Origin of the sequence: Paenibacillus rhizolycopersici (assembly GCF_014947195.2) — a bacterium.
GTDB lineage: Bacteria > Bacillota > Bacilli > Paenibacillales > Paenibacillaceae > Fontibacillus > Fontibacillus rhizolycopersici.
This window is the reverse complement of record NZ_JADCNN020000016.1, coordinates 1-23,332: the sequence shown is the minus strand read 5'-3', so window position 1 is coordinate 23,332 and position 23,332 is coordinate 1. Positions and strand designations below refer to the sequence as shown.

At 51.6% G+C, this 23,332-nt stretch carries 16 protein-coding genes; 11 read left to right on the top strand and 5 right to left on the bottom strand.

Annotated elements, in window-relative coordinates:
- Nucleotides 1–339: 339 nt before the first annotated feature.
- The 3 genes from IM700_RS16230 to IM700_RS16220 form a co-directional block, all read right to left on the bottom strand.
- Entirely contained in the window at nucleotides 340–990 is a 651-nt protein-coding gene (locus IM700_RS16230; protein ID WP_193417892.1) for a transcriptional regulator, read from the bottom strand.
- A gap of 424 nt (nucleotides 991–1,414) precedes the next feature.
- Nucleotides 1,415–2,296 (bottom strand): OmpA/MotB family protein, encoded by an 882-nt coding sequence (locus IM700_RS16225; RefSeq protein ID WP_193417890.1) that lies wholly within the window; start codon nucleotides 2,294–2,296, stop codon nucleotides 1,415–1,417.
- Complete coding sequence (locus IM700_RS16220; protein WP_193417888.1) at nucleotides 2,293–3,126, bottom strand: flagellar motor protein; 834 nt, start codon at nucleotides 3,124–3,126, stop codon at nucleotides 2,293–2,295. The genes IM700_RS16225 and IM700_RS16220 overlap by 4 nt, the downstream gene beginning before the upstream one ends.
- A gap of 259 nt (nucleotides 3,127–3,385) precedes the next feature.
- Between IM700_RS16220 and uvrB the strand changes: the two genes are divergently transcribed.
- The 3 genes from uvrB (at nucleotide 3,386) to IM700_RS23265 (ending at nucleotide 9,422) form a co-directional block, all read left to right on the top strand.
- The gene (uvrB, locus tag IM700_RS16215) at nucleotides 3,386–5,377 is read left to right on the top strand and encodes an excinuclease ABC subunit UvrB (RefSeq protein ID WP_193417886.1); all 1,992 of its coding nucleotides are present in this window, start codon (nucleotides 3,386–3,388) and stop codon (nucleotides 5,375–5,377) included.
- 914 nt (nucleotides 5,378–6,291) lie between these two features.
- On the top strand, nucleotides 6,292–9,171 hold the full coding sequence (gene uvrA / locus IM700_RS16210; RefSeq protein ID WP_193417884.1) for an excinuclease ABC subunit UvrA: 2,880 nt from the start codon (nucleotides 6,292–6,294) through the stop codon (nucleotides 9,169–9,171).
- Nucleotides 9,172–9,308: 137 nt separating this feature from the next.
- Entirely contained in the window at nucleotides 9,309–9,422 is a 114-nt protein-coding gene (locus tag IM700_RS23265) for a putative holin-like toxin (RefSeq protein ID WP_244868384.1), read from the top strand.
- A gap of 167 nt (nucleotides 9,423–9,589) precedes the next feature.
- On the opposite strand, the gene IM700_RS16205 is transcribed toward IM700_RS23265, so the two are convergent.
- A complete protein-coding gene (locus IM700_RS16205) occupies nucleotides 9,590–11,227 on the bottom strand; it encodes a nitrite/sulfite reductase (RefSeq protein ID WP_193417882.1) in 1,638 nt (545 codons plus the stop codon).
- A gap of 329 nt (nucleotides 11,228–11,556) precedes the next feature.
- Between IM700_RS16205 and IM700_RS16200 the strand changes: the two genes are divergently transcribed.
- The 3 genes from IM700_RS16200 (at nucleotide 11,557) to IM700_RS16190 (ending at nucleotide 16,490) form a co-directional block, all read left to right on the top strand.
- Nucleotides 11,557–11,772, top strand: coding sequence for a hypothetical protein (locus tag IM700_RS16200; RefSeq protein WP_155608185.1), 216 nt, complete (start codon nucleotides 11,557–11,559; stop codon nucleotides 11,770–11,772).
- A gap of 464 nt (nucleotides 11,773–12,236) precedes the next feature.
- On the top strand, nucleotides 12,237–13,175 hold the full coding sequence (locus IM700_RS16195; RefSeq protein WP_193417880.1) for a stalk domain-containing protein: 939 nt from the start codon (nucleotides 12,237–12,239) through the stop codon (nucleotides 13,173–13,175).
- A gap of 393 nt (nucleotides 13,176–13,568) precedes the next feature.
- Entirely contained in the window at nucleotides 13,569–16,490 is a 2,922-nt protein-coding gene (locus IM700_RS16190; RefSeq protein ID WP_239483972.1) for a DUF5704 domain-containing protein, read from the top strand.
- A 14-nt stretch (nucleotides 16,491–16,504) separates the two neighbouring features.
- On the opposite strand, the gene IM700_RS16185 is transcribed toward IM700_RS16190, so the two are convergent.
- Entirely contained in the window at nucleotides 16,505–17,059 is a 555-nt protein-coding gene (locus IM700_RS16185) for an AbrB/MazE/SpoVT family DNA-binding domain-containing protein (RefSeq protein ID WP_193417878.1), read from the bottom strand.
- A 216-nt stretch (nucleotides 17,060–17,275) separates the two neighbouring features.
- Between IM700_RS16185 and IM700_RS16180 the strand changes: the two genes are divergently transcribed.
- The 5 genes from IM700_RS16180 (at nucleotide 17,276) to galU (ending at nucleotide 23,281) form a co-directional block, all read left to right on the top strand.
- Nucleotides 17,276–17,899, top strand: a complete 624-nt coding sequence (locus IM700_RS16180; RefSeq protein ID WP_244868382.1) for a deoxynucleoside kinase — start codon at nucleotides 17,276–17,278, stop codon at nucleotides 17,897–17,899.
- A gap of 2 nt (nucleotides 17,900–17,901) precedes the next feature.
- Entirely contained in the window at nucleotides 17,902–18,564 is a 663-nt protein-coding gene (locus IM700_RS16175; protein WP_193417876.1) for a deoxynucleoside kinase, read from the top strand.
- A gap of 352 nt (nucleotides 18,565–18,916) precedes the next feature.
- Nucleotides 18,917–21,466: a U32 family peptidase gene (locus IM700_RS16170; RefSeq protein WP_193417874.1), complete on the top strand. Its 2,550-nt coding sequence runs from the start codon at nucleotides 18,917–18,919 to the stop codon at nucleotides 21,464–21,466.
- Between the two features lie 594 nt (nucleotides 21,467–22,060).
- A complete protein-coding gene (locus tag IM700_RS16165; protein WP_155608181.1) occupies nucleotides 22,061–22,258 on the top strand; it encodes a hypothetical protein in 198 nt (65 codons plus the stop codon).
- A 147-nt stretch (nucleotides 22,259–22,405) separates the two neighbouring features.
- A complete protein-coding gene (gene galU, locus IM700_RS16160; protein ID WP_155608180.1) occupies nucleotides 22,406–23,281 on the top strand; it encodes a UTP--glucose-1-phosphate uridylyltransferase GalU in 876 nt (291 codons plus the stop codon).
- Nucleotides 23,282–23,332 lie beyond the last annotated feature (51 nt).

The following is a 23,332-nucleotide window of genomic DNA, read 5'->3' as shown; positions in this document are numbered from 1 at the left end:
TACGCCTCGGCGCAGCGCGGATAACAAAACCCGCCTGGGAGTTTTTCTCCCCGGCGGGTTTTTGGTTGCTTAACGGACCTAGATGCCGCTATTTACATGGGATACGCAGCTATGGGGGATTTAACGGACCCAGATGCTCTTATTTGACTAGATTCCGGTCTAACTATGCCATTTTACCTGAAATAAGGGCTCCTCAGTCCGTTAGAGCGGGAAATGATGTGGGAAATAGCAAATAAGGTCACTGGGGTCCGTTAGAACCTGGGTCGGGAGTGCGAGAAAGTGCGGGAAAGTGCGGGAAAGTGCGGGAAAGTGCGGGAAAGTGCGGGAATTTCCAAGACCCTAACGAGCAAGACGATAAGTCCGATAACGACTCGTTCCGCTGGCAACAACTAGTTGCTGTTTGTGAGCCAACCCATGCAAAATACGTCTGGCGTGACGGTCCGTAATCCGTAAATGCTCCGACAGCTCGAGTGGGCTAAAGGGCCGTACTGTCCGCCGTGCAAATCGTACCGTTTCCGCCTCCAGCCAATCCAAGTCGGGTTGTATCGCTGTAGTCATAAACCTTCCGATAAACGACAAGACCAACTGCTGACATTGCTTCGGCTCCTCCACGATAGACAAATAAGCGATGGGGAGTAACGTCCAGCCATCTAACGCCAGTAAGCTGTGCCGCCAGCATAAATCCTTGAAGCGCCGTACGTCCAGATCTCTTGCATGGGGGCCGTAGCCCTGAATTTCAATAGCCCCTTTCACCGATCCTGACCCAGGGATATAAGCGAGGTCCAAGTATCGGTAACCGTTGTTGAAGTCCCGCACCTCCCATTCCGCGTATAAGAAATCGAATTGACCTACGGCAGGGTACCAGACGAGCCGCAAAAATTCCATGGTGCCGTGTCCCAATCCCTTTGTGAGGAGCTCCAACCGTCTAGGGTTCTTCTCTTCCTCCATTTGGCGTGCCATCCACGCATTAAAGGCTTGATCAAATTTCATTTCAACTCATCCTTCCTCCATATGGTGAAAACAAAAACGCCGCCCCGATCCCATTCCACCAATAAAGGGTAGAAGGATCAAGACGGCGTGTGCTTCACGGCCTGTTTGAGCATAGTTTATCGCTTTTAGTGTCTGCTGGCAATGGTTCAGTAGGCTGTTCCTTACCAATTGTTACTGCTAACAGACCGAGTGGCCCTTATTTAGTCCGTAAACATCAGTTGTAGATTTTAACGGACCCCAGAGACGTTATATGGTGCAAATTCGAGCATTAGCGCCGATGAACTAGCCAATAAGGCTTCTTCAGTCCGTTAGCTGGGGAAATAGGCCGGGAAATAGCGAATAACGTCACTGAGGTCCGTTAGAGCTAGGCTCGCGGGAAAGGGCCCGGGCCATCGGCGCGGATACACACCCGACGACGCGCCCCCTACTTCTGCAACTGCCGTAACACCGTGATCTCCACCCGGCGGTTCTTCTGGCGGCCCTCGGGGGTGTCGTTATCGGCGGCTGGGCGAGTGTCGGCGTAACCGGCGTATTGGAAATGCTGCGGGTCCAGCTTCTCCTTATCCACGAAGAACCGCAGCACCGAGAGCGCTCTGGCCCCCGACAGCTCCCAGTTGTCCTTGAATTCCGACGCGTACACGATCGGCAGGCTATCGGTATGGCCTTCGATGCTGATCACCGTATTGAGCTGCCGGAACAAGCTGGCCAGCTTGGCTAGCGTTTTGGCCGAACCGCTCTTCAGATCGGCTTGTCCGGTGTCGAACAGGAACCGGTCGCTTAACGTGATCGAGATGCCTTTCGGCAAGTCGGTCACACGGATTTGATCCTCGAGCGAATTGTCCTTGACATAAGCCTCGATCAGTTTCATTAAATTCGCGAGTTCTTCCTCTTGTTTGCGAAAAGCGAGCTCCCGCTCCGTCAACGGCCCTTGGCCCGTACTGTCCGCTTGCCCCGTAGTGCCTTTCCCTTCGCCTTGCTTGCTGCCGTTATCGGCTGAAGCCGGCGGATTCTTGTGGTTGTACCTTCCCTCCATCCCGGTAATCCCGCTGCCCAGCTCCAGGATGGAATCCCCGCCTTTGAATGTCTGCTGGAGGGAGGAGGTCACGACTTCATATTTTTCCACGTCTAATCGGCTCATGGCATACATCATCACGAAAAAAATCAACAACAACGTAATCAAATCCGCATAGGTGATCAACCAGCGGTCCTTCGTTTCGTTGCGCTCCGCACGGCGTCCGCGCCTGCGGGGTTCTCGCAGTAAACGTTCCGGTCCCGAATTCTTGCCCGATTTGCTGGACGGTCTCATCGCTCATTCTCCTCAGAGCCGCGAATGCGGGAGCCGATTTCGAATCCAGCCGGTTTCTCCGGTTCGCTATCAGGCAGAAGCCGTGTGGTTTCCGCGGTAAAAGACTCCAGCTTTCGTCGCACGAGCAAAGGATGGTCGCCGTTTTGGATCGACAAAATCCCTTCAAGCATCATATCCATCCGGTCGATCTCGTCATCGCAGCGCGCTTTGATTTTGGAGGCGATCGGAAGGAAGATCAGGTTGGCACTGGCCACCCCGTATAACGTCGCCGTAAAAGCAAGCGCAATTGAAGGACCCAGCGCGGTCGGTTCGGACAAGCTGCCGAGCACGTGGATGAGCCCCATCACGGTGCCGATAATCCCCATCGTTGGAGCGTACCCGCCGGCCGATTCGAATATTTTGGCGTAGCCGTCATATTTTTTCGATACAGCATCGATTTCAAGCTCCATGATTTGCCGTACCATCGCGCGGTCTGTACCGTCCACCACAAGCTGAATGCCTTCGCGCAGAAAAGGATCCCGATGCTCAGCGGCCTTTTTTTCCAAGGCCAATACGCCTTCGCGACGGGAGATCGATGACATCCCGACAATATCCTCGATTACGTCATCCTGTGCAGGAGATTTGCTCATAAACGCCAGCGCCAACGCCTTCGGCACCGTACGCAGCTTGGCGACGGGGAAGCTGATCAACACTGCGGCGAAGGTGCCGCCAAACACGATCAAAGCGGCGGTAATCTGCAGCAAACCACCCAATTGACCGCCTTCCAGCATAAATCCGCCAACCAAGGCGGCTATTCCGACAATGATGCCTATCAGCGTTGCAATATCCATGGATTGTGTACAACTCCTATTCTCGACTTACCGTTTGCATCTATAGGATGAAAAAGGTATAATACATGGGAACACCCATTCCTATTTTGATAAATTTAGGAAGGGCTTAAAGGTTAAGCTTGGTTTATTCATCGGAATGATGACGATCCTAGTTTAGATGAAGAAACGAACATCTTGAGGAAACCTCTCATGCATAGATAGAACGAATACCGGAGACGCCTCTAGTATTCCATTTTAGACGATAGGGTGATGTTGGACAATGAGTGAAATCGTGGTTAGCGACAATAAATTCGAGCTGATCTCCGAATATACACCACAAGGGGACCAACCGGAGGCGGTGCGACAACTGGTAGAGGGTACACTCGCTGGAAAGAAGCACCAGACGTTACTCGGGGCGACCGGGACAGGAAAGACGTTTACGATCGCGCATACGATCGCGAAGCTCGGACGGCCCACCCTCGTCATCGCGCATAACAAGACTTTGGCGGCGCAGCTGGCCAGCGAGTTTCGCGAATTTTTCCCCAATAACTCGGTTGACTACTTCGTTAGTTACTACGATTACTACCAGCCGGAAGCCTACATTCCTTCCTCCGACACCTATATCGAGAAAGATTCCAGCATTAATGAAGAAATCGATAAATTACGTCACTCGGCGACGAGTTCGTTGTTTGAGCGGCGGGACGTTATCATCGTGGCGAGCGTTTCGTGTATTTACGGTCTCGGTTCGCCGATGGAATACCGTAATTTGGTGCTGTCGCTGCGAGTAGGGATGGAGAAGCCGCGCAACCAGATTTTGAGCCGGCTGGTGGATATCCAATATCAACGGAACGATTTGAACTTTGTGCGCGGGACGTTTCGGGTGCGCGGCGATGTGCTGGAGATATTCCCGGCATCCCGGGGCGAGCAGGCGGTACGCGTGGAGTTTTTTGGCGACGAGATTGAGCGGATCACGGAAATTGATGTGTTGACCGGAGAGCTGGTTGGCGAACGCGAGCATATCGCGATTTTCCCGGCGTCTCACTTCGTTACTCAAGAAGAGACGATGAAGATCGCCATCACGAACATCGAACGTGAACTGGAAGAACGGCTGGAGGTGTTCCGTGCGCAGGGGAAACTGCTGGAAGCCCAGCGGCTGGAGCAGCGGACGCGCTACGACATCGAAATGATGAAGGAGGTCGGCTTCTGCTCCGGGATCGAGAACTATTCAGGACCGTTAACTTTCCGGGAGCGGGGGGCGACGCCGTATACGTTGATGGATTATTTTCCGGATGATATGCTGATCGTCATCGACGAATCCCACGTTACGCTGCCGCAGATCCGAGCGATGTACAATGGTGACCAAGCGCGTAAAAATGTGCTGGTGGACCACGGTTTCCGCTTGCCGTCGGCGCTGGATAACCGCCCGCTGCGGTTTGAGGAGTTTGAAGAGAAAGCGTCGCAGCTGATCTACGTATCGGCAACGCCGGGGCCTTACGAGCTGGAGCATTGCCCTACGATGGTGCAGCAGATCATCCGTCCGACGGGTCTGCTGGATCCAATTATCGAGGTACGGCCGACCAAGGGACAGATCGACGATTTGATCGGGGAAATCCGCGACCGTATCGCTAAAGATGAACGCGTACTGGTAACAACACTGACCAAGAAGATGTCGGAGGATTTGACCGATTACCTGAAGGAAGTCGGCATCAAAGTCAGGTATCTCCATTCCGATATCAAAACGTTGGAACGGATGACGATTTTGCGCGACCTGCGGCTGGGGACGTTCCATGTACTGATTGGGATCAACCTGCTGCGGGAAGGTCTCGACTTGCCGGAGGTGTCGCTGGTGGCGATTTTGGACGCCGACAAGGAAGGTTTCCTGCGCTCGGAGCGATCGCTGATCCAGACCATTGGTCGGGCCGCGCGGAACTCGGACGGCCGAGTGCTAATGTACGGCGACTCGATCACGGAGTCGATGGATCGGGCGATCAAGGAGACCGAACGGCGGCGCAGCATTCAGATCGCTTACAACGAGGAGCACGGTATCACGCCGCAGACGATTCGCAAGAAGGTCCGCGACGTGATCGAGGCGACTAAGGTGGCGGAGAGCAAAGCCGATTATCTGGCCGACGCCAAAGGCAAGATGTCCAAACGCGACCGCGAAGCGATGATCGGTCGTCTGGAAGTCGAGATGAAGGAAGCGGCCAAGAATCTGCAATTCGAGCGCGCCGCGGAGCTGCGTGACGCGATTTTAGAGCTGCGGGCTGAGTGATGGCTGTCAGAGTGCTGCCCCTCTAAATGGGGGTGACTATTGGCCGCGAGCCGGTTGCTGTAGGTAGCATCGTTGACCGGATTCGAGCGGGGAAGGCCGGCCTTGATCGCTCGGACCGGATCCTGTCGTCGCCGTCTTCCGCCGTTGTTGGCTTCGACCAGGGGGCACGAACCATTGTAAAGGAACTGAGCGACCTTATTAGCTCTAAGAACTACCGTTTTTCATTCTAACGGAACGAGGAGACGCTATTTACTCGAGCTGACCGTAAACGCAGAGATATACGCCCAATAAGGTCTCTGTATTCCGTTAAACCGGGAAATATCCGGGAAATGATCGAATAACGTCTCTACGTTCCGTTAGGTTACTATAATAGTTTAAAAATCGGGTTTTCAGCACCGAGAAGGTTGGATGAAGGAGAGAGGGAGTAGCGGAGCGTAGGCAGACCTACGTGAGCAACGGAGCGACCGACTGAATTCAAGATTCGATGCCGAATAGCTCCTACGAATAACATCGTGATGGGAAGTTGGTTTGAGAAAGTTCAATCATAGTTTAAAAATCGGGTTATCAGCACCGAGAAGGTTGGATGAAGGAGAGAGGGAGTAGCGGAGCGTAGGCAGACCTACGTGAGCAACGGAGCGACCGACTGAATTCAAGATTCGATGCCGAATACGCTCCTACGAATAACATCGTGATGGGAAGTTGGTTTGAAAAAGTTCAATCAAGTTTAAAAATCGGGTTATCAGCACCGAGAAGGTTGGATGAAGGAGAGAGGGAGTAGCGGAGCGTAGACAGACCTACGTGAGCAACGGAGCGACCGACTGAATTCAAGATTCGATGCCGAATACGCTCCTACGAATAACATCGTGATGGGAAGCCGATTTTTAAACATCATCTAAAAAAGGGAGATGAAGTTGTTGGGTAGTGAGAGTATCGTCATTAAAGGCGCCAGAGCGCATAATCTGAAAAACATAGATATCACGATACCGCGCGACAAATTTGTCGTGCTTACGGGGCTGAGCGGCTCCGGCAAGTCCTCGCTTGCTTTTGATACCATTTATGCGGAGGGACAACGTCGTTACGTTGAGTCGCTATCCGCGTATGCGCGGCAGTTCTTGGGGCAAATGGATAAGCCGGACGTGGATTCGATCGAAGGATTGTCCCCGGCCATTTCCATCGACCAGAAAACGACAAGTCGTAACCCCCGTTCAACGGTGGGTACGGTCACGGAAATTTATGACTATCTCCGTCTCTTGTTTGCTCGGATTGGCCATCCGCACTGTCCGGAGCACGGCATTGAGATCACGTCGCAGACCGTAGAGCAAATGGTTGATCGTATTATGCAATATCCGGAACGGACGAGATTGCAGATTCTAGCTCCGGTGATTTCCGGCAAAAAGGGTGAGCACAAAAGCTTATTCAGTGAAATCGCCAAACAAGGTTTCGTTCGGGTTCGGGTGGATGGCGAACAACGCGACTTGTCGGAGGATATTGAACTCGAGAAGAATAAGAAGCACACGATCGAGGTCATCGTCGACCGGATTGTCGTGAAGGAAGATGCACGCAGCCGACTAGCGGATTCCATCGAAACCGCGCTTAAGATGTCCGGCGGACAAATCCTCGTCGATATAATCGGCCAAGAGGAGCTTCGCTTTAGCTCCAACTATGCTTGCCCGATTTGCGGGTTTAGCATGGAGGAGCTGTCGCCGCGGATGTTTTCGTTCAACAGCCCGTTTGGGGCTTGTCCGGAGTGTGATGGACTTGGCGTGAAGATGATCATCGATAAGGACTTGCTTGTCTCCAATCCGTCCAAATCCATTGAGGAGGGCGCTTTTGAAGCGTGGGCGGGTGGCACCTCCAACTACTATCCACAGTTTTTGAGATCGGTTTGCGAGCATTTTCATATTCCGCAAAATGTTCCGGTTTCCGAGCTAACGGCGGAGCAGATGGACAAGCTGCTGTATGGAACCGGCGATACGAAGGTTCGGTTCCGTTATGAGAATGACTTCGGTATGAGTAGAGATGCCTATGTGACATTTGAAGGGGTCATTCCAAACCTGGAACGGCGTTATCGCGATACCGCTTCGGAGGGCATTCGTGAGTTCATTGAGGAGTTTATGGGCTCTAAACCTTGCAGTACCTGTCATGGTGATCGGTTGAAGAAGGAAGTCCTCGCAGTCACGGTCAACAACCAAAACATCGCGCACGTGACGTCCTTGTCGATTGGCGATGCAAGAGAGTTTTTTGATAAACTGGAGCTCACGGAAAAGGAAAAATCCATCGCCAATCTGATCTTGAAGGAAATCAATAGTCGGCTCGGGTTCTTGGTGAACGTTGGTCTGGAATACCTGACGCTCAGCCGGGCGGCTGGCACGTTATCCGGCGGCGAAGCGCAGCGTATCCGGCTGGCTACGCAGATCGGATCCAGTCTGATGGGCGTCCTGTATATCCTTGACGAACCGAGCATCGGGCTGCACCAACGGGACAACGATAAGTTGATTTCCACACTGAACCACATGCGTGACCTCGGCAACACGTTGATTGTCGTTGAACACGATGAAGATACGATGCTGGCAGCGGATCATATTATCGATATCGGACCTGGAGCCGGTATCCACGGCGGCCAAGTGATTTCGCAAGGTACACCGCAGGAAGTCATGGATGACCCACGTTCCCTGACCGGCCAGTATTTAAGTGGCAAGAAGTTTATTCCGGTGCCGGCATCGCGGCGCAAACCGGACGGCCGCTGGTTGGAGGTCAAAGGGGCCAAGGAGAACAATCTGAAGAACATCAATGTGAAATTCCCGATCGGCGTATTTTCGGCAGTGACCGGGGTGTCTGGTTCCGGCAAGTCGACCCTCGTCAACGAAATCTTGTATAAAACATTGGCTCGTGATTTAAATCGAGCGAGAGTACGTCCGGGGCAATACAAGGAGATCAAAGGGCTTGATCATGTGGATAAGGTCGTCGATATCGACCAATCTCCAATCGGTCGTACGCCACGTTCCAATCCGGCAACGTACACCGGGGTGTTCGACGACATTCGCGATCTGTTCTCCCAAACGACCGAAGCGAAGGTGCGCGGCTATAAGAAAGGACGCTTCAGCTTCAACATCAAAGGCGGCCGCTGCGAAGCTTGCAAAGGGGACGGGATCATCAAGATTGAAATGCATTTCCTGCCCGACGTGTACGTTCCTTGTGAAGTCTGCAAAGGCAAACGGTATAACCGGGAGACGTTGGAAGTGAAGTATAAGAACAAGAGTATTGCCGACGTGCTCGAGATGACGATCGAGGATGCCACAGACTTCTTCCAAAACATTCCGAAGATTCATCGTAAGCTGCAAACGCTGCTGGACGTTGGTTTGGGTTACGTCACCCTGGGGCAACCGGCTACAACGTTGTCTGGTGGGGAAGCCCAGCGCGTGAAATTGGCTTCGGAATTATATCGACGCAGCACGGGCAAAACGATTTACATCCTTGACGAGCCTACGACCGGCTTGCATGTCGATGACATCGATCGTTTGCTCAACGTGCTTCATCGCCTCGTTGATTCCGGGGAAACGGTCCTTGTCATTGAGCATAACCTGGACGTGATCAAGACGGCCGACTACCTGATCGACTTAGGCCCAGAAGGCGGCAGCGGCGGCGGAACGATAATTGCCACCGGTACGCCGGAGGACATTGTAAAGGTCGAAAATTCCTACACCGGACGTTACCTGGCTCCAATTCTTAAGCGGGATGCCAAGCGCACCGCGGGATTAAGCTTAATGGAAGAGAAGGATCGGGAAGTCGTATAGAAGATAAAAAGAAGCAGTCTCTTTAAATTGAGGCTGCTTCTTTGGCTATTAATATATTCCAATAATGGTATAATTACACTAACAACAGAATGGCTGCAAGGGCGGTCGGCTAGTCTCCTGTAAAGGAGGTGATGCCTGTGGAGGTAAAAGATGCTTTGGCGTTAATGATTAGCTTTGGTGCGCTTCATGTTGCACTGATCGGGCTGATCGTTACGATCGTCATGGCACTGAACCAAAGCAAAAAGAAATAGACCGCCCCGAACAAGGTACCGGTCTATTTCAGTAGACAAAACCGTTCACAGTCAACCGCCCTTAAAAGCGGCTGTTGCCGAGTGGAGATGTTCGCGCATCTCCGCTCTTTTTTAATGTATCCTTCTAATTCCCATAATATCACAAATTCAGCATGAATTAAAATGGTTTACGAGGCGATTCCCGCCTCCAAGATCTGGCTTAATTGCTCTTGGAACGCCGGGACTCCAACACGAAGGACGAAATCATGGAAGGACTCGGAGGCATTCCGATTCGTTTTGTAGAACAGCAGCAACTGCTCAAGGACATAGGCAACTTGATCGCCTTTAACGCGTCCTTTCAGTGCTTGGTTAAACTGGGCTTGTGGACCATTTGCTCCACCACCCAAGGTACCGCCTACTGCAATGTCGAACGCATCGACCATGCCCTCCGGCGTTTTAACCAAAGAGCCTTGCAATCCGATATCGGCGATGTGCTTCTGTCCGCAGGCATTCGGGCAGCCGATAAAGTGGATTCGAACCTTCTCGTCCAAAGCCACATGTGCGTCCAGATACTCCGCCACTTCGACCGCGCGTTGCTTCGTTTCCACGATGGCCAGGTTGCAAAATTCATTGCCCGTGCAGGAGACGGTCCGGCTCATAAAGTGCTTCGGAAACGGCGTTAACCGTTGCAGTACCGGTGCCTGAAGGGCTTCCTCCACTTTGTCGTCAGGGATACCGCTAAGCAAAATATTTTGAGACATGGTGGTACGGATTTTGCCGTCACCGTATTGATCAGCCACGTCGGCCAATTGCTCCAGCTCATCGGCATTTAACCGCCCCACCGGTACGTTGAGACCGATATAGTTAAGCCCTTCTTGCTTCTGTGGATGTACTCCGTCAAAGTAGGCTGCTTGCCAGCCGACGGTTTTGTCTTCCCCGCGAGATTCCAGCTCGCCAACCAACTCGACTAGTTTATCTTTGAATTTCTCCGGTCCCCAGTCGGCAACCAGATATTTCAGGCGGGCTTGATGGCGTTTCTCCCGGTATCCGTAATCACGGAATATCGTGGTGACCCCGATCGCTACCTTTAGCACTTCCTCCGGTCTTACGAATATGTCCAGCGTTTTGGCCAAATGTGGCTTTGCGGATAAACCGCCGCCAACCAAGGCATGAAACCCGATAACTTCCTTGCCATCAATCACTTTAATCGCCGGTGTTAAGGCCAAATCGTTGATTTCCGCTTGTGCGTTATTATAGACGTTTGCGGAGATCGACATCTTATATTTTCGCGGCAAATTAGAGAAGTCCCGATTCAACAGGAAAAATCGGTTGACCTCTTCGACGATCTCCGTCGTATCGATCAATTCATCCTTGTCGATTCCGGCGAGCGGGTTGCCGACGATCGTACGCGGGCAGTCACCGCAAGCCTCGTAGGAATACAAGCCAACCTCATCTAGCCGCTTAAAAATATCCGGTAAATGCTCCACGCGCAGCCAATGGAATTGAATGGCTTGACGTGTCGTCACGTCCACCAGGTCACGTCCGTATAAGCGGGCAATGTCCGTCAGGGCACGCGCCTGCGCGGTGGTCATGATCCCTGTATTAATGCGCACGCGCATCATGAAATGTCCGTCTTTCGGCTTTTGCTGATATACGCCGGCCCATTTGAAACGGTCCATATCGTCCGCTGGAATGGAGTCGAACCCTTTAACCGCATACTCTTCAATTATCGTACGGATCACGTCCAGGCCGTCTTTTTCCAATTTGACGAATTCAAATTTGTTGAGTTTCTCCGGCTCTGCGGTCCATATCGGTTCATACGCCATGCGATAACCTCCCTTTGATTCCTTGAGCTTGTTAATTCCGACAACAAAACTATGAATAATGTTAATTTTCATGGTACCATAGTTGAGATATAGCGTAAATAATGAAAGGGACTTCTGGACATAAAACTTACTTATGAACAACTAAAGATCTGATGATAATACATATGTCAATGACCTCTAACACAAAATAAGGGTTAAAACCGACGGCGAATGCATGTTTTTAGCGAAAAGTTTGACAAAAACTTGTCTTTCCTCTTGCATCCGAACCGGAGGGAAGATAACATAGAAGAAGAGTTGTGATTTCGTGGATTTCAAGAGGAGGTTTCGCGATGTTGCTCGAAGCAGCGCAAGAAACGGCAAAAACAACGACATTTAACGGGTTTGATATTTTTATGATTTTGTTTACGATCATCATTTTGATCGGCGTCATCCGCTTGGTGACCCAGCGCCCGAAGAAGAACTTGTTCGCGATCGCTTTCGGGATCATCAGCCTGTTGGTCTTTTTGGCGTCCGATGCAATTATGATCAAAACTTGGTTTAGTTAAGCCAGAACGAGGGATACATATTTCATCCTATGAAATAAGCCAGGACACTTTATTCCTTTTGGAGGGATGGAGTGTCTTTTCAATTTACAGGATATGGATTATAATAAAGGGCAGGTGAAGCACACCTTGACATCAATCCGATGGCGAGGTGTGTTTTTTTGTTTTCTTAAATGGATGAATTTATCAGAAAAGCAAGAACAAAGGAGGTGTATAGAAGAGGGTAGCGAATAAGTGAGGAGGCATATTTTTCCTAAATAGATGCTGTTTGCGGACAAAAGAAAAAAAAGGATGGCTCCCACCGCCGCAAACGTTAGGGCAACATCCTTTTCCGGGAGGGGCGAATGTGCCTCGTCCCTTCTTTATCCTTATTGTATCTCAGGAAAATTATGCGAGCAATGGGGAGTGTGATAGGGACTATTACTATGAAGTGGGTGAAGAAATAAAATTTCATGGGAGTGATGGAAGTGAAGAAAAAGCTAATAATAGGTTTGTGTAGCTTCATTCTTTTAGGGTTGAACTTTGGACAAGTCACTAATGCGGCTTCCGCAGATATTCCAAAAGTAAAAAACATGTCCATTGAGGTGCTGGTTGATGCTCGCAGAGTTGCCTTCCCGGATGTCCGTCCGCAAATCAATAATGGAACTACCCTAATACCATTGCGATTTGTAACGGATAAACTTGGCGGTAAGTTGACGTTAACCGGAAAGAACATATCGATAGAAAAAGGTGACCGCCAAATCGCCATGACGATTGGAGGGAGAACAGCGACCGTTAACGGGGAAACCGTTACCTTGGATACTCCATCGGTTGCCGTCAACGGGCGGACGCTGGTACCGCTTCGTTTTGTCAGCCAGGCGTTAGGTGAAACCATAAAATGGGATGGCGTAAATCAGTACATATGGATCGGCAGCACAGAAGTCCCTAAATTGGAGGATGTGGCAAAGCCGGTGTCTATTGAGCCTTATTTGGATTTGTTTAAGAAGGGCGAATATGTTCTGAAATTCGGCAATATCACTTACTCTCAGGTTCGCATTCTAAGTAAAGATGATTTTCCGATACAGTTCGAAAATGAAATTATTTATCGGATTGATTATGCTCAGTTAACTGATAAAACAGAATTTATTCGTTCGATTTCGGATAGCAAGTCACAAATAGGCACTAATTATTATCTATTGCAAAAAGGTGAGCCTCTAAAGTATAGGGGGGAGGTTGTTAGACTTCGGGAGAGAACTACCCAAGATAATGATTTAAGGATTAAATATCATCAAATTATAGCTAGAAAAGATGAAGATTTGCTTGGAGAAAAAAATTATTTAAAGTTGAAGCTGAAAAATATAGATTATGTTGGGCTAGATGTCGACTCGGACGCTGCTGTTTTTGTCAAAAATGAATTTGGGAACTAATTAAGGTGGTGTTATATATTGTTCAAGCAAATAGGTTGGAAAGCTATTTGCTTTGTTTTTACATTTATAATGATCGCAATATTTAATTCTTCCGAACGAGCTGAATCTGCATCAAGTTCGGATTTCGGTAATGCTCACATTACACCATATAAAGACCCATCAGGTGATCCGAACAAACGATATGCCGTCGGATTTATGTCTTACGAAATATGGTCTAATTCCGCAGGGCAATGGATTACTAAGGCCCCCGGGGAAACCGTCGGTAGCGATGAGTTGTTTCACAACTATAACTTTCCTTTTCCCGGACGAAAAGTATTGGATGTAAAAATTCAAAAGTTTTCGCCAAGTAATCCGAAACATAATGAGTATTTTGCTAACTCAAGAGCTGGAAATATGAATGATTTAGAAAACTATTTTTCTCAAGTCATCTCAGTGGGAGCAGCTGAGGGTATAGAGGGGAGAGGAACAAGTAATATTTCCTTTCGCTTAGGTGTTACAGGCCGGCTTTATTCACCAGACATATACGACGTAATAGCCCTAGAACACAGCCCTGGCGAATTTGGAGCCGGAGTTAAAGCCTACCGCTACTACTTCCCGATTCTCTTCGAGTTCACTTTAGAACCGGAGGAAGGACAAGCTGTAATCAAATACTTCACCACCACCGGGTCGCCGCTGGACGGGGTTGATGGCTTTAAGAATGAAACGCATAAACTCGTTATGAAACAGCCTTTTCAAGCCGAACATCTGGATCCCCCTCCACCAAACTATACCTACATGGGCTATCAAAAAAGGATTGATAAAGAACCGGAGGGAGGCCCAACGGAGGATGAGGGGGACCCGCAAGGGTTCAAGTATGAGGGGAATTTCTCAACTTATTACGTCTACTACTATTATGATAAGCAGGGATCGCCGCCTGGCGGAGATCCGGGTAACCCTACCAGCCAATGCACCTCCCCCGCCCCCAGCGGCAACTCCATCGACGTTCCGCTGAATGATCCCTCTGTTAGCGCGGTCATACGGGCGGACAGCCGAGGGAGTGAGAGGTTTAATGTGTTGGACGGGATTCCGACGACGGAGAGTTTGTATGGAAACGTACTTGCGAAAAGCTACTTATCCAAAAATAAATTCGTGGAAATGAGCGGGACGTGCAGCTTTGATATTACGGTGAACCGTACGTATGAACTGACCTGGGATCCCGGGAAGGAAGTCACGGACGAGAAGGGGAATAAGCACACCGAACCTGATCCGCAGTCGGCCAGCGAAACGGTGACGAAGTCGTATACGATCGAGCGAAAGTATTCCTTCTGGGTTATTGATAACCTGGAGGTTTACAAAATCAACGAGGCAGCGCTGCAAAACTATGCGTTTGAAGGAAACGGCATTCGGATTTCACCCAGCGGGTACTCGCCGCCAAGCTACGCTACATCGAAATCCAGCGGATATACTCCACCATCGCCGCCGAGCACAGTAGAAGCGCCGTCCGGAAGCAGGTCGGGCGGGAAGACGAAACCGGACGTCAGCGGAGAAAACCTGAATTCCTATGCCGAGGACGCCGTTGATGAGGTCAAGGTTAAAAACGACAGCCTCACCTTCAACGGAAGTGCGGTAATGAACGGCTCCCAGACGGAACGTGCTGGACAACGCCCGGGGCAGATCCCCACGGCAACGCAAATCTCCAACAACGTGCTTTACAGTCCGGGACATGTCATTCCCACCAGCAAGACGAACAAAGCGGATCAGCCGAGCACCGGGACGATTTATTATGGGCTCATGAGCGGCAATATCAATGGCGGATCTGACAAAAGCTTCCCCATCTACGGCATCAACAGCGTTACCGTACATACACCCGTGGTCATGTACCCCGGCGTTTCCGACGATCGGGCTCATAATCAGAAGACGACTCCGGCGGCGGGACGGTCGGCGATTATTTTGGACCGGCCTTTTACGGTGATGATGCCCAACAGCGGCCAGCATACGAATGATTTGGGGTATGGCAACCGCGACTATCTCAAATACATCGATAGCAAGCAGGTTCGCTTCCCGTTTGATGTGTACGAGGGGACGAAAGCGGCGTTTCATCCCAAAAACACCTGGATTGAAGTGGACAAGTCTCGGGAGCAATTTGCCTTCTACCTGCCTGTTTGGGTGGATGAAGGGTTTTATGCCGTGGAGTTTCGCAGCATAGCGCATAACGCGCCGCCCGGAGCCACGGAGCAAACCAATGCCAACTTGAACCTCAGCCATCATATTGCCTACGGCACAGTGCCGGTTGACGTGATCGGGCGGGTATATGATTTTCAGGTAACCGATATCGTCGATTACAATTGGGAAGGCGTGTTTCGGTCAGCAACCGGAAGTCGAACGCCTACGGGAGCTTCTTACTGGGTCGGGTTAAACGGAATCGATGGGGCGCCAAGAGGCAATCCAACGCAATACACGTTGCCGATTCGCCCGGGGAGCCACCCGCTGTACAAAAACGCCGTCATTAAAACGGGGTACCATTTCAAATTCGACCTCAAAACGAAAGGGAATATGTTTAGCCCTTTAGATCAAATCGCGATTACTCCTTCATTTGATTTCATTGATGCAGCGAGTGGAACGCGGCAGCCCGTTGATCTGTATTACCATACCGGGAGCCAAAGTTACGTGCGGATCGGTTCGGCATCGGACCAGGTGCAGCGGTACGTGATTTTGAACGAGCGGCTAAGAAACGTGCCTGTCGAGGAGTTGACGGATACGGCGCTCTATCAATACGATCACGACTATACGTTTGACCAAGTGGGCGGGATCGGTCGCAGTCAATTCGTGCAGTGGTTTATCCACAAGCCTTCGATGCAAAAAACGCCGGTCGGCAGCTTCAGCCTGCTGCGTTTACCGGCGGGGGTACGCACACTGATCGGTCCGAAGACGGGGATTCCCTTCGCCGTAGATCCGGCGCGGGTGAATGCCGCAGTACAAAGATGGTACGGTGAATACAGCCTTCCGGCCGAATTGTACGCCGTTCCGGCGGGCACGAACGTGGCTGAGTACGGACGGACGCATGGGGGGCTGACGGATCGCTCGGCGATCTTTTTGAAAAAAGGTTATATCGTCGTTAACTTCAACATCGAAACCGTTCGGAACGGGGATACCGGGAAGCCGTATCTCCAATACATCCGTGCACCGCTGATGAACCAGTGGGCCGGGATGGAAGGTTTTGCGCGGAGCGTGATGGACCCTTACGGGCGCCGCTACGCGCTGAAAGACGGGGATGTAGTATTTTATCATGCGGATCTGTCGAGCCGGGATGATTTTCGGCCGCTGGTGACGCACTAACCCCGCCCATCGCATTATTTACTCCTTCCCTTGATGGGGGAGGAGTTTTTTTCGGATTCCCTTATTTCTTGGAGAAGTTGACTTACCCGGCTTTGGGAGATGCCAATCAATCCAGCCCATTCGGTTTGGGTGTAGTTGGGATGGGTGCGAATGGCTTCTAGCAACAGTTCATAGGCATTACTACGTCTGCGGCCTCGTCTCCTTAAAGGAGGGGTGTCGTTGGATTGACCGGATGCGACGTCCTTTGTGGGGGTGGTAGCTGCTACCGCCACTTCCTCTGTTCCCGGCGTAAAAGGTGAGGGGCTGAGCTCTAAGGCAACCTGAAGCCGAAGGTTCTGAATACAAGAGGAACAAATAAACTTCTCATGGAAATAGATTAGGTTATCCATCGTCTGGCAGAACATACAGATCTGCGACTGATATTTACGAATCATGATCCATCGGGATTCGGGGTCAATAAAGAACTCCATGGGGTCCTTCTCCTCGATTTCCAATACTCTTCTCCATTCAATGGGCAATACGATTCGCCCCAGTTCATCCAATGCTCGAACGATACCTCTTCTTCTCATCGGTTTACCTCCCATCGACTAAGCTGATCCTTTCAGTAATTCGGCACAATACCAGAAATTCCTGTAAAAAAAGTTAAAAATACCTGTTTATCCCTTATTTCGAATCGTCGCAGATCCACCGTTATCATCAAAAAATGAAAAGGCCATGAAGCCGGTTCTATGTTACAATGTTTAAGTCTATTTTTTCAGGCAAGAGAGATGTGGGAGGACCATCAAGTGAAGAAGCCATGCCCGTTTATCGCCGTGGAAGGCGCCATCGGAGCCGGAAAAACCACGCTAGCTACGATGCTCGCTGAGCGGTTTGATTATCCCCTGTTGAAGGAGATCGTGGACGAGAACCCGTTCCTGGACAAGTTCTATCAAAATATTGAGGAATGGGCCTTCCAACTGGAAATGTTCTTTTTGTGCAACCGGTACAAGCAATTGGAGGATACGGTGCAAAATTACGTGTCCCGGGGTTTGCCGGTCGTGTCGGACTATCATATTTATAAAAACTGGATTTTTGCTCAACGCACGCTGCATGGGGACAAACGGGAAAAATATCGGCAGATCTATCATCTTCTGACCGACGATCTTCCCAAACCGAATGTGATTGTGTACATCCAAACGGAGCTGGCCACCCTGCTGAAAAGAATTGAAAAACGCGGGCGCGGCTTTGAGCAGGACATCGATCCAGGTTATCTGGAGCGGTTGATTGAGGATTATGAAACGGCGATTACGCAGCTTCGAACGCAGGAACCGGATACGGTCATTATTACGATTGACGGAAATGAGCTGGATTTTGTTGAACATCCGGAGCATTTCGAGCAGATCGTTGCCAAAATAAAGGAGCACTTATAGAGATGAATCATGAATTTCGCATCCCCCAGGACGCTCTGATTACGGTAGCGGGTACCGTCGGCGTCGGCAAATCCACGTTGACCACCGCGCTGGCCTCCCGACTCGGCTTTCGCACCTCGCTGGAAAAGGTCGATACCAATCCGTATCTGGAGAAGTTCTACCACGATTTCGAGCGATGGAGCTTCCATCTGCAAATTTATTTTCTGGCGGAGCGGTTTAAAGAGCAAAAAGCGATCGTCGAAGCGGGCGGCGGATATGTTCAGGACCGTTCGATCTATGAGGATACCGGAATTTTTGCCAAAATGCACGCCGATCAAGGCACGATGTCGAAGACGGATTACGAAACGTATACCAGTTTGTTTGATGCGATGGTGATGACGCCGTATTTTCCGCATCCGGATGTGTTGATCTACCTGGAAGGGAATCTGACGTCCATCCTGAACCGGATCCAGTTGCGAGGCCGGGAAATGGAGATTCAAACCGATGTCTCCTACTGGGAGCATATGCATGAACGGTACGCGAACTGGATCAACGAGTTTAATGCTTGTCCGGTGCTAAGACTGAACATCGATGATTACGATGCAACGGACGAGGCATCGCTCGACGAGATCATCCGCCAGGCGGCGGAGATCATTCAGACTTCGCGGGTACAGCGGGGCAAATAATGCATGGAGAAGCCGATGGGACCTTTGTGGGTCTGGTCGGCTTCTTTTTTTGACAGGCAGGCTAGCTGTTCCAACTCTTATGACGATTATCCCGTTGCATCAGGTCATGGACGACTCGAAAATTGAATGTTAGGCCCCTCCTGAACGAAAGGGATAATCGCGGAAAGAAGCGTAAGAGGGCTTGAGGACAGTGAGAATGAGGTTACCCCATGTTTTTCCTTGCGAATGGATGGAAAAGCTAGAGTGCACGGGCAATGTCTGCTAGAATATATAAGTTGGTTGACACTTTAATTTTGAAATTTCCGAATCAAGTAGAATAGACGCTGGCTGAAGCTGGCTTGGGAGGACATATATGAGCAAAACAACGTTAACGCGGCAGGATGTTGAGCTGTTGGCGCCGGCTGGCGATTGGGATTGCATGCGGGCGGCGGTGGCGAACGGGGCGGACGCGATCTTTTTTGGCGTGGAGAAGTTTAATGCCCGGGCGCGGGCGAATAATTTTCGCATGGACGAGTTGCCGGAAATCATGGCGTTTCTACACAGTTATGGGGTCAAAGGTTTCCTGACGTTCAACATTCTCGTATTTGAAGACGAGCTGCGGGATGCGCAGGAACTGATCGAGGCGTGCATTAACGGTGGCGTGAATGCGGTCATTGTGCAGGATCTGGGGCTAGTGAAGCTGATTCGTGAATTGTCCCCGGATTTTCCGATTCATGGCTCGACGCAGATGACGATCACATCTCCGGAAGCGGTGGAGTTCGTGAAGCCTTGGAATATGGAACGCGTGGTGCTGGGGCGGGAAAATAACCTCAAGCAAATCAAGGTGATCGGGGAGCAAGCCAAGCTGCCGATGGAGGTATTCGTGCATGGGGCGCTGTGCGTGTCCTATTCGGGTCAATGTTTGACGTCGGAGATGTGGGGCGGGCGCTCGGCGAACCGCGGCGAATGTGCGCAGGCTTGTCGCTTGCCGTACGACCTGATGGTCGACGGGGAACAGAAGCCGATGGGCGATGTAGCCTACCTGTTGTCGCCGAAGGATTTGGCGGCGATCGACATCATGCCGGAGTTGATTGAGGCGGGGGTGACGTCTTTTAAAATCGAAGGCCGTATGAAAAGTCCGGAGTACGTCGCTAACGTGGTGAGCAAATATCGCAAGGCGATTGACCGTTATTTTGACGGGGATGATACCCGTCCGTCGAAGGAAGAGATCCGTGAGCTGCAGCAAAGCTTCTCGCGCGGCTTCACGCATGGCTTCCTGGAGGGGACAAACAATAAGAAGCTGCTGGATGGGACGTTCCCGAAAAGCCGGGGCGTGTACCTGGGCCGCGTTGAGAAAGTGCTGCGCGACGGTGTGGTCTGCAAGCTGGATGCCCCATTAAAACGCGGGGACGGGATCGTCTTTGATGCCGGGGATCCGACGCAAAAAGAAGAAGGCGGACGCGTCTACGACCTGCGCCGTCAAGGCGTGAAGCAGGAGGGTGAAGCCGGGGAAGGCTGGATCGTCGATATCGTGCCGGGCCGGAATGACGTCGATTTGCGCCGTGTGCATGTCGGCGACCGGATCTGGAAGACCAATGATCCGGCGCTCGACAAGCGGCTGCGCCAAACGTACGAGACCGAGAAGCCGTACCGCGTCTTCCCGGTGCAGGTGCGGGCGGTGGGCCACGCCGGCGGGCTGCTCTCGACCTTCTGGACCGATGTGCAGAAGGGGACGATGGTGCAAGTCGACTCGGAGCTCGAGCTCGAGGTCGCGCAAAAACGTCCGATGGACGCCGCTCTGCTCGAAGAGCAGTTCGGGCGTCTCGGCGGCACGTTGTTCCAGCTCGAGAAGCTGGATGCGGAGCTCTATGGCGACGTGATCCTGCCGATGCGAGAGCTGAACAGCATCCGCCGGCGGGCGGTGGAGCTGCTCGCCGCCGAGCGGCCGAAGCCGCCCGTATGGGCACGGGCGGCGGCGGGGGTTGACGCCCCTGCCACGGGCGGGGCGTCTTCGGCGCAGCAGGCGCAGGGCCGCGGGCCCGCAGCGCCTGTGAAGCGCGGCGAGGCGCAGCTCGCCGCGTTGTGCCGCAGCCTGCCGCAGGTGCAGGCTGCCCTGGAAGCCGGCGTAACACACATCTACGCCGACTTCGAGTTTATCAAGCAGTTCCCGGCAGCGGTGGACGCCGTTCGCGCAGCCGGAGCCTGGATTGCGCTGGCGACGCCGCGCATCCACATGCCGGGCGAAAACGGCTACCACAACAACATCCTGCGCCTCCAGCCCGACGCGGTGCTGGTGCGCAACACCGGGGCGCTGTATTACTACTTGCGCCACCGGCAAGAGAACCCGTCGGCCGTGCATCCGCAATTGATCGGCGATTTCTCGCTGAACATCGCCAATCACAAGACGGCCGAGCTGTTCCTGGAGGTCGGCTGCGACGTGGTAACGCCGTCCTACGACCTGAACATCCAGCAGATGGTCGATCTGCTCAGGGTCAGCCCTACGGCTGACATGGAGGTTGTCATCCACCAGCATCTGCCGATGTTCCACACCGAGCACTGCGTGTACTGCACCTTCCTCAGCGAGGGGACCGACTACACTAACTGCGGGCGGCCGTGCGAGGAGCATCGCGCTTCCTTGCAGGACCGGATCGGCATGTCGCATCCCGTCCGCGTAGACGAAGGCTGCCGCAACACGGTGTACAACGCCATCGAGCAGTCGGGCGCGGAGTACCTGAGCCATTTTCTCGAGCTCGGCGTAGCGAAATACCGCGTCGAATTCCTCGAGGAAACGCCGGAGCAGGTGCACGAGGTCATCGACCTCTACAACAAGGCGCTTCGCGGAGAAATCAGCGGCACGCAGGTCTGGAAAACACTCAAAGCGACCAACCAACTCGGCGTTACGCGCGGACAGCTGGTGAAATAAGATCAAAGGGAGCCCTTACGTCAGTGATTTGCCGTGGGGGCTCTCTTTTTGCATTGTGTGCAATGCAATGACCGTCACCGCCATCGCACCCACTTCTAACGGACTGTATCGACGCTATTCGTCGATTTCCCGGACATTTCCCATCCTAACGGACCCAGATGACCTTATTCAGTACAAAAGGTTGAATTTCAGTCCATATCGTGTCAAATAAGGTCTCTGGGGTCCGTTACAAATCCGCAGCCCCATACTTTAAGCAAATAACGCCTCTCAGGTCCGTTACCACACCATCCTCCCTATGCCCCGCCCATCCTCTTCTTTATAAAGAACAAAACCTGCTTACAAATGTCCTCCCCGGAAGGACGACTACACCCCATAAAGACACCTGTTTTCCTATCAAATACAACTTGTGGAAGGTTTGTGAACTCGTTATGGATAGGGGCGATAACCGATCTTTATCGGTTATCAAAAAATCGCTGATATGCTATAATGAAAGCGTAAACAAATGAGATGCGAAGCGGGTTTGTTAGTGCAAGGGATATCGACAAAAATACCTGTTTTTAGCTTCGCTCACAAACTTTTAGGAGGGTGAAAGTGATGTTTGAAGGATTCCTCGAGATGCAGTCGGTCGTGACCCGTGTACAAGGACGGCTGGAACTCGGCGGCGAACAAGAATATCGTAGAATCGAGTTCGGCACCGAACGTTTCCTGCACACGCCAGAACCGGGTAATCGGATCCGCAACGAGGAAAAACTTCCTCAGCGCTTCACATGGCGGAAATTCTGGATCCAATAAATCCGATGTACTAAATCGTTGTTAACTTACCTATAACTTCAGTCGGACTTCGGGGGTGAACCTCGGGGTCCTTTTTGCTAACCACCGGCAGGGATATGGTATAATGAACCAGTGAAATTATTCTTGGAACGAGGGAGTCATGCTTTCATGAAAATCCGCAAAGCGATCATCCCCGCAGCCGGGCTAGGGACGCGTTTCCTGCCAGCAACGAAGGCGATGCCCAAAGAGATGCTGCCGATCGTCGACAAGCCGACGATTCAATATATCGTGGAGGAAGCGGTCGCTTCCGGCATCGAGGATATCATTATCGTGACGGGGAAAGGCAAACGGGCGATCGAGGACCATTTCGACACCTCTTTTGAACTGGAATACAATCTGAACGAAAAAGGGAAATATCAGCTGCTGGAAGAGGTGCGCAAATCCTCGGAAATGGCGGACATCCATTATATACGACAAAAAGAACCCAAGGGTCTCGGCCACGCCATTTGGTGCGCGCGAAAGTTTATCGGCGATGAGCCGTTTGCGGTGCTGCTCGGCGATGATATCGTTGAATCCGGCAAGCCATGCCTCAAGCAAATGATCGAGGTGTACGACGAACAACAAGCTTCCATCGTAGGGGTTCAACCGGTGGGCTGGGATGAAGTATCCCGATACGGGATCGTTGATCCCGTGGGGATTCGGGACCGCGTTTACCAGGCAAAGCAGTTGGTGGAGAAACCGGAAGTCGGCAAAGCACCGTCCAACCTGGCTATTATGGGTCGTTACATTTTAACGCCGGCTATTTTTGATATCCTGGAAAACCAACGCATCGGCGTCAACGGGGAAATCCAGTTGACCGACGCCATATCGCGCCTAGGTGAAAAGGAACGGGTATTAGCCTATCACTTCGAAGGCACCCGCCACGACGTCGGCGAGAAATTAGGTTTCATCAAGACATCAATCCACTACGCCCTCGAAAACCCCGAGCTTCGTGACCAACTGCTCAAATATATGTCGGAGATTATTTTGGATAGCTTGAACTAAAAACCGGCCTCTCCTTTGGGGACTGACCCCGTAACGTGAGACAAATCAAAG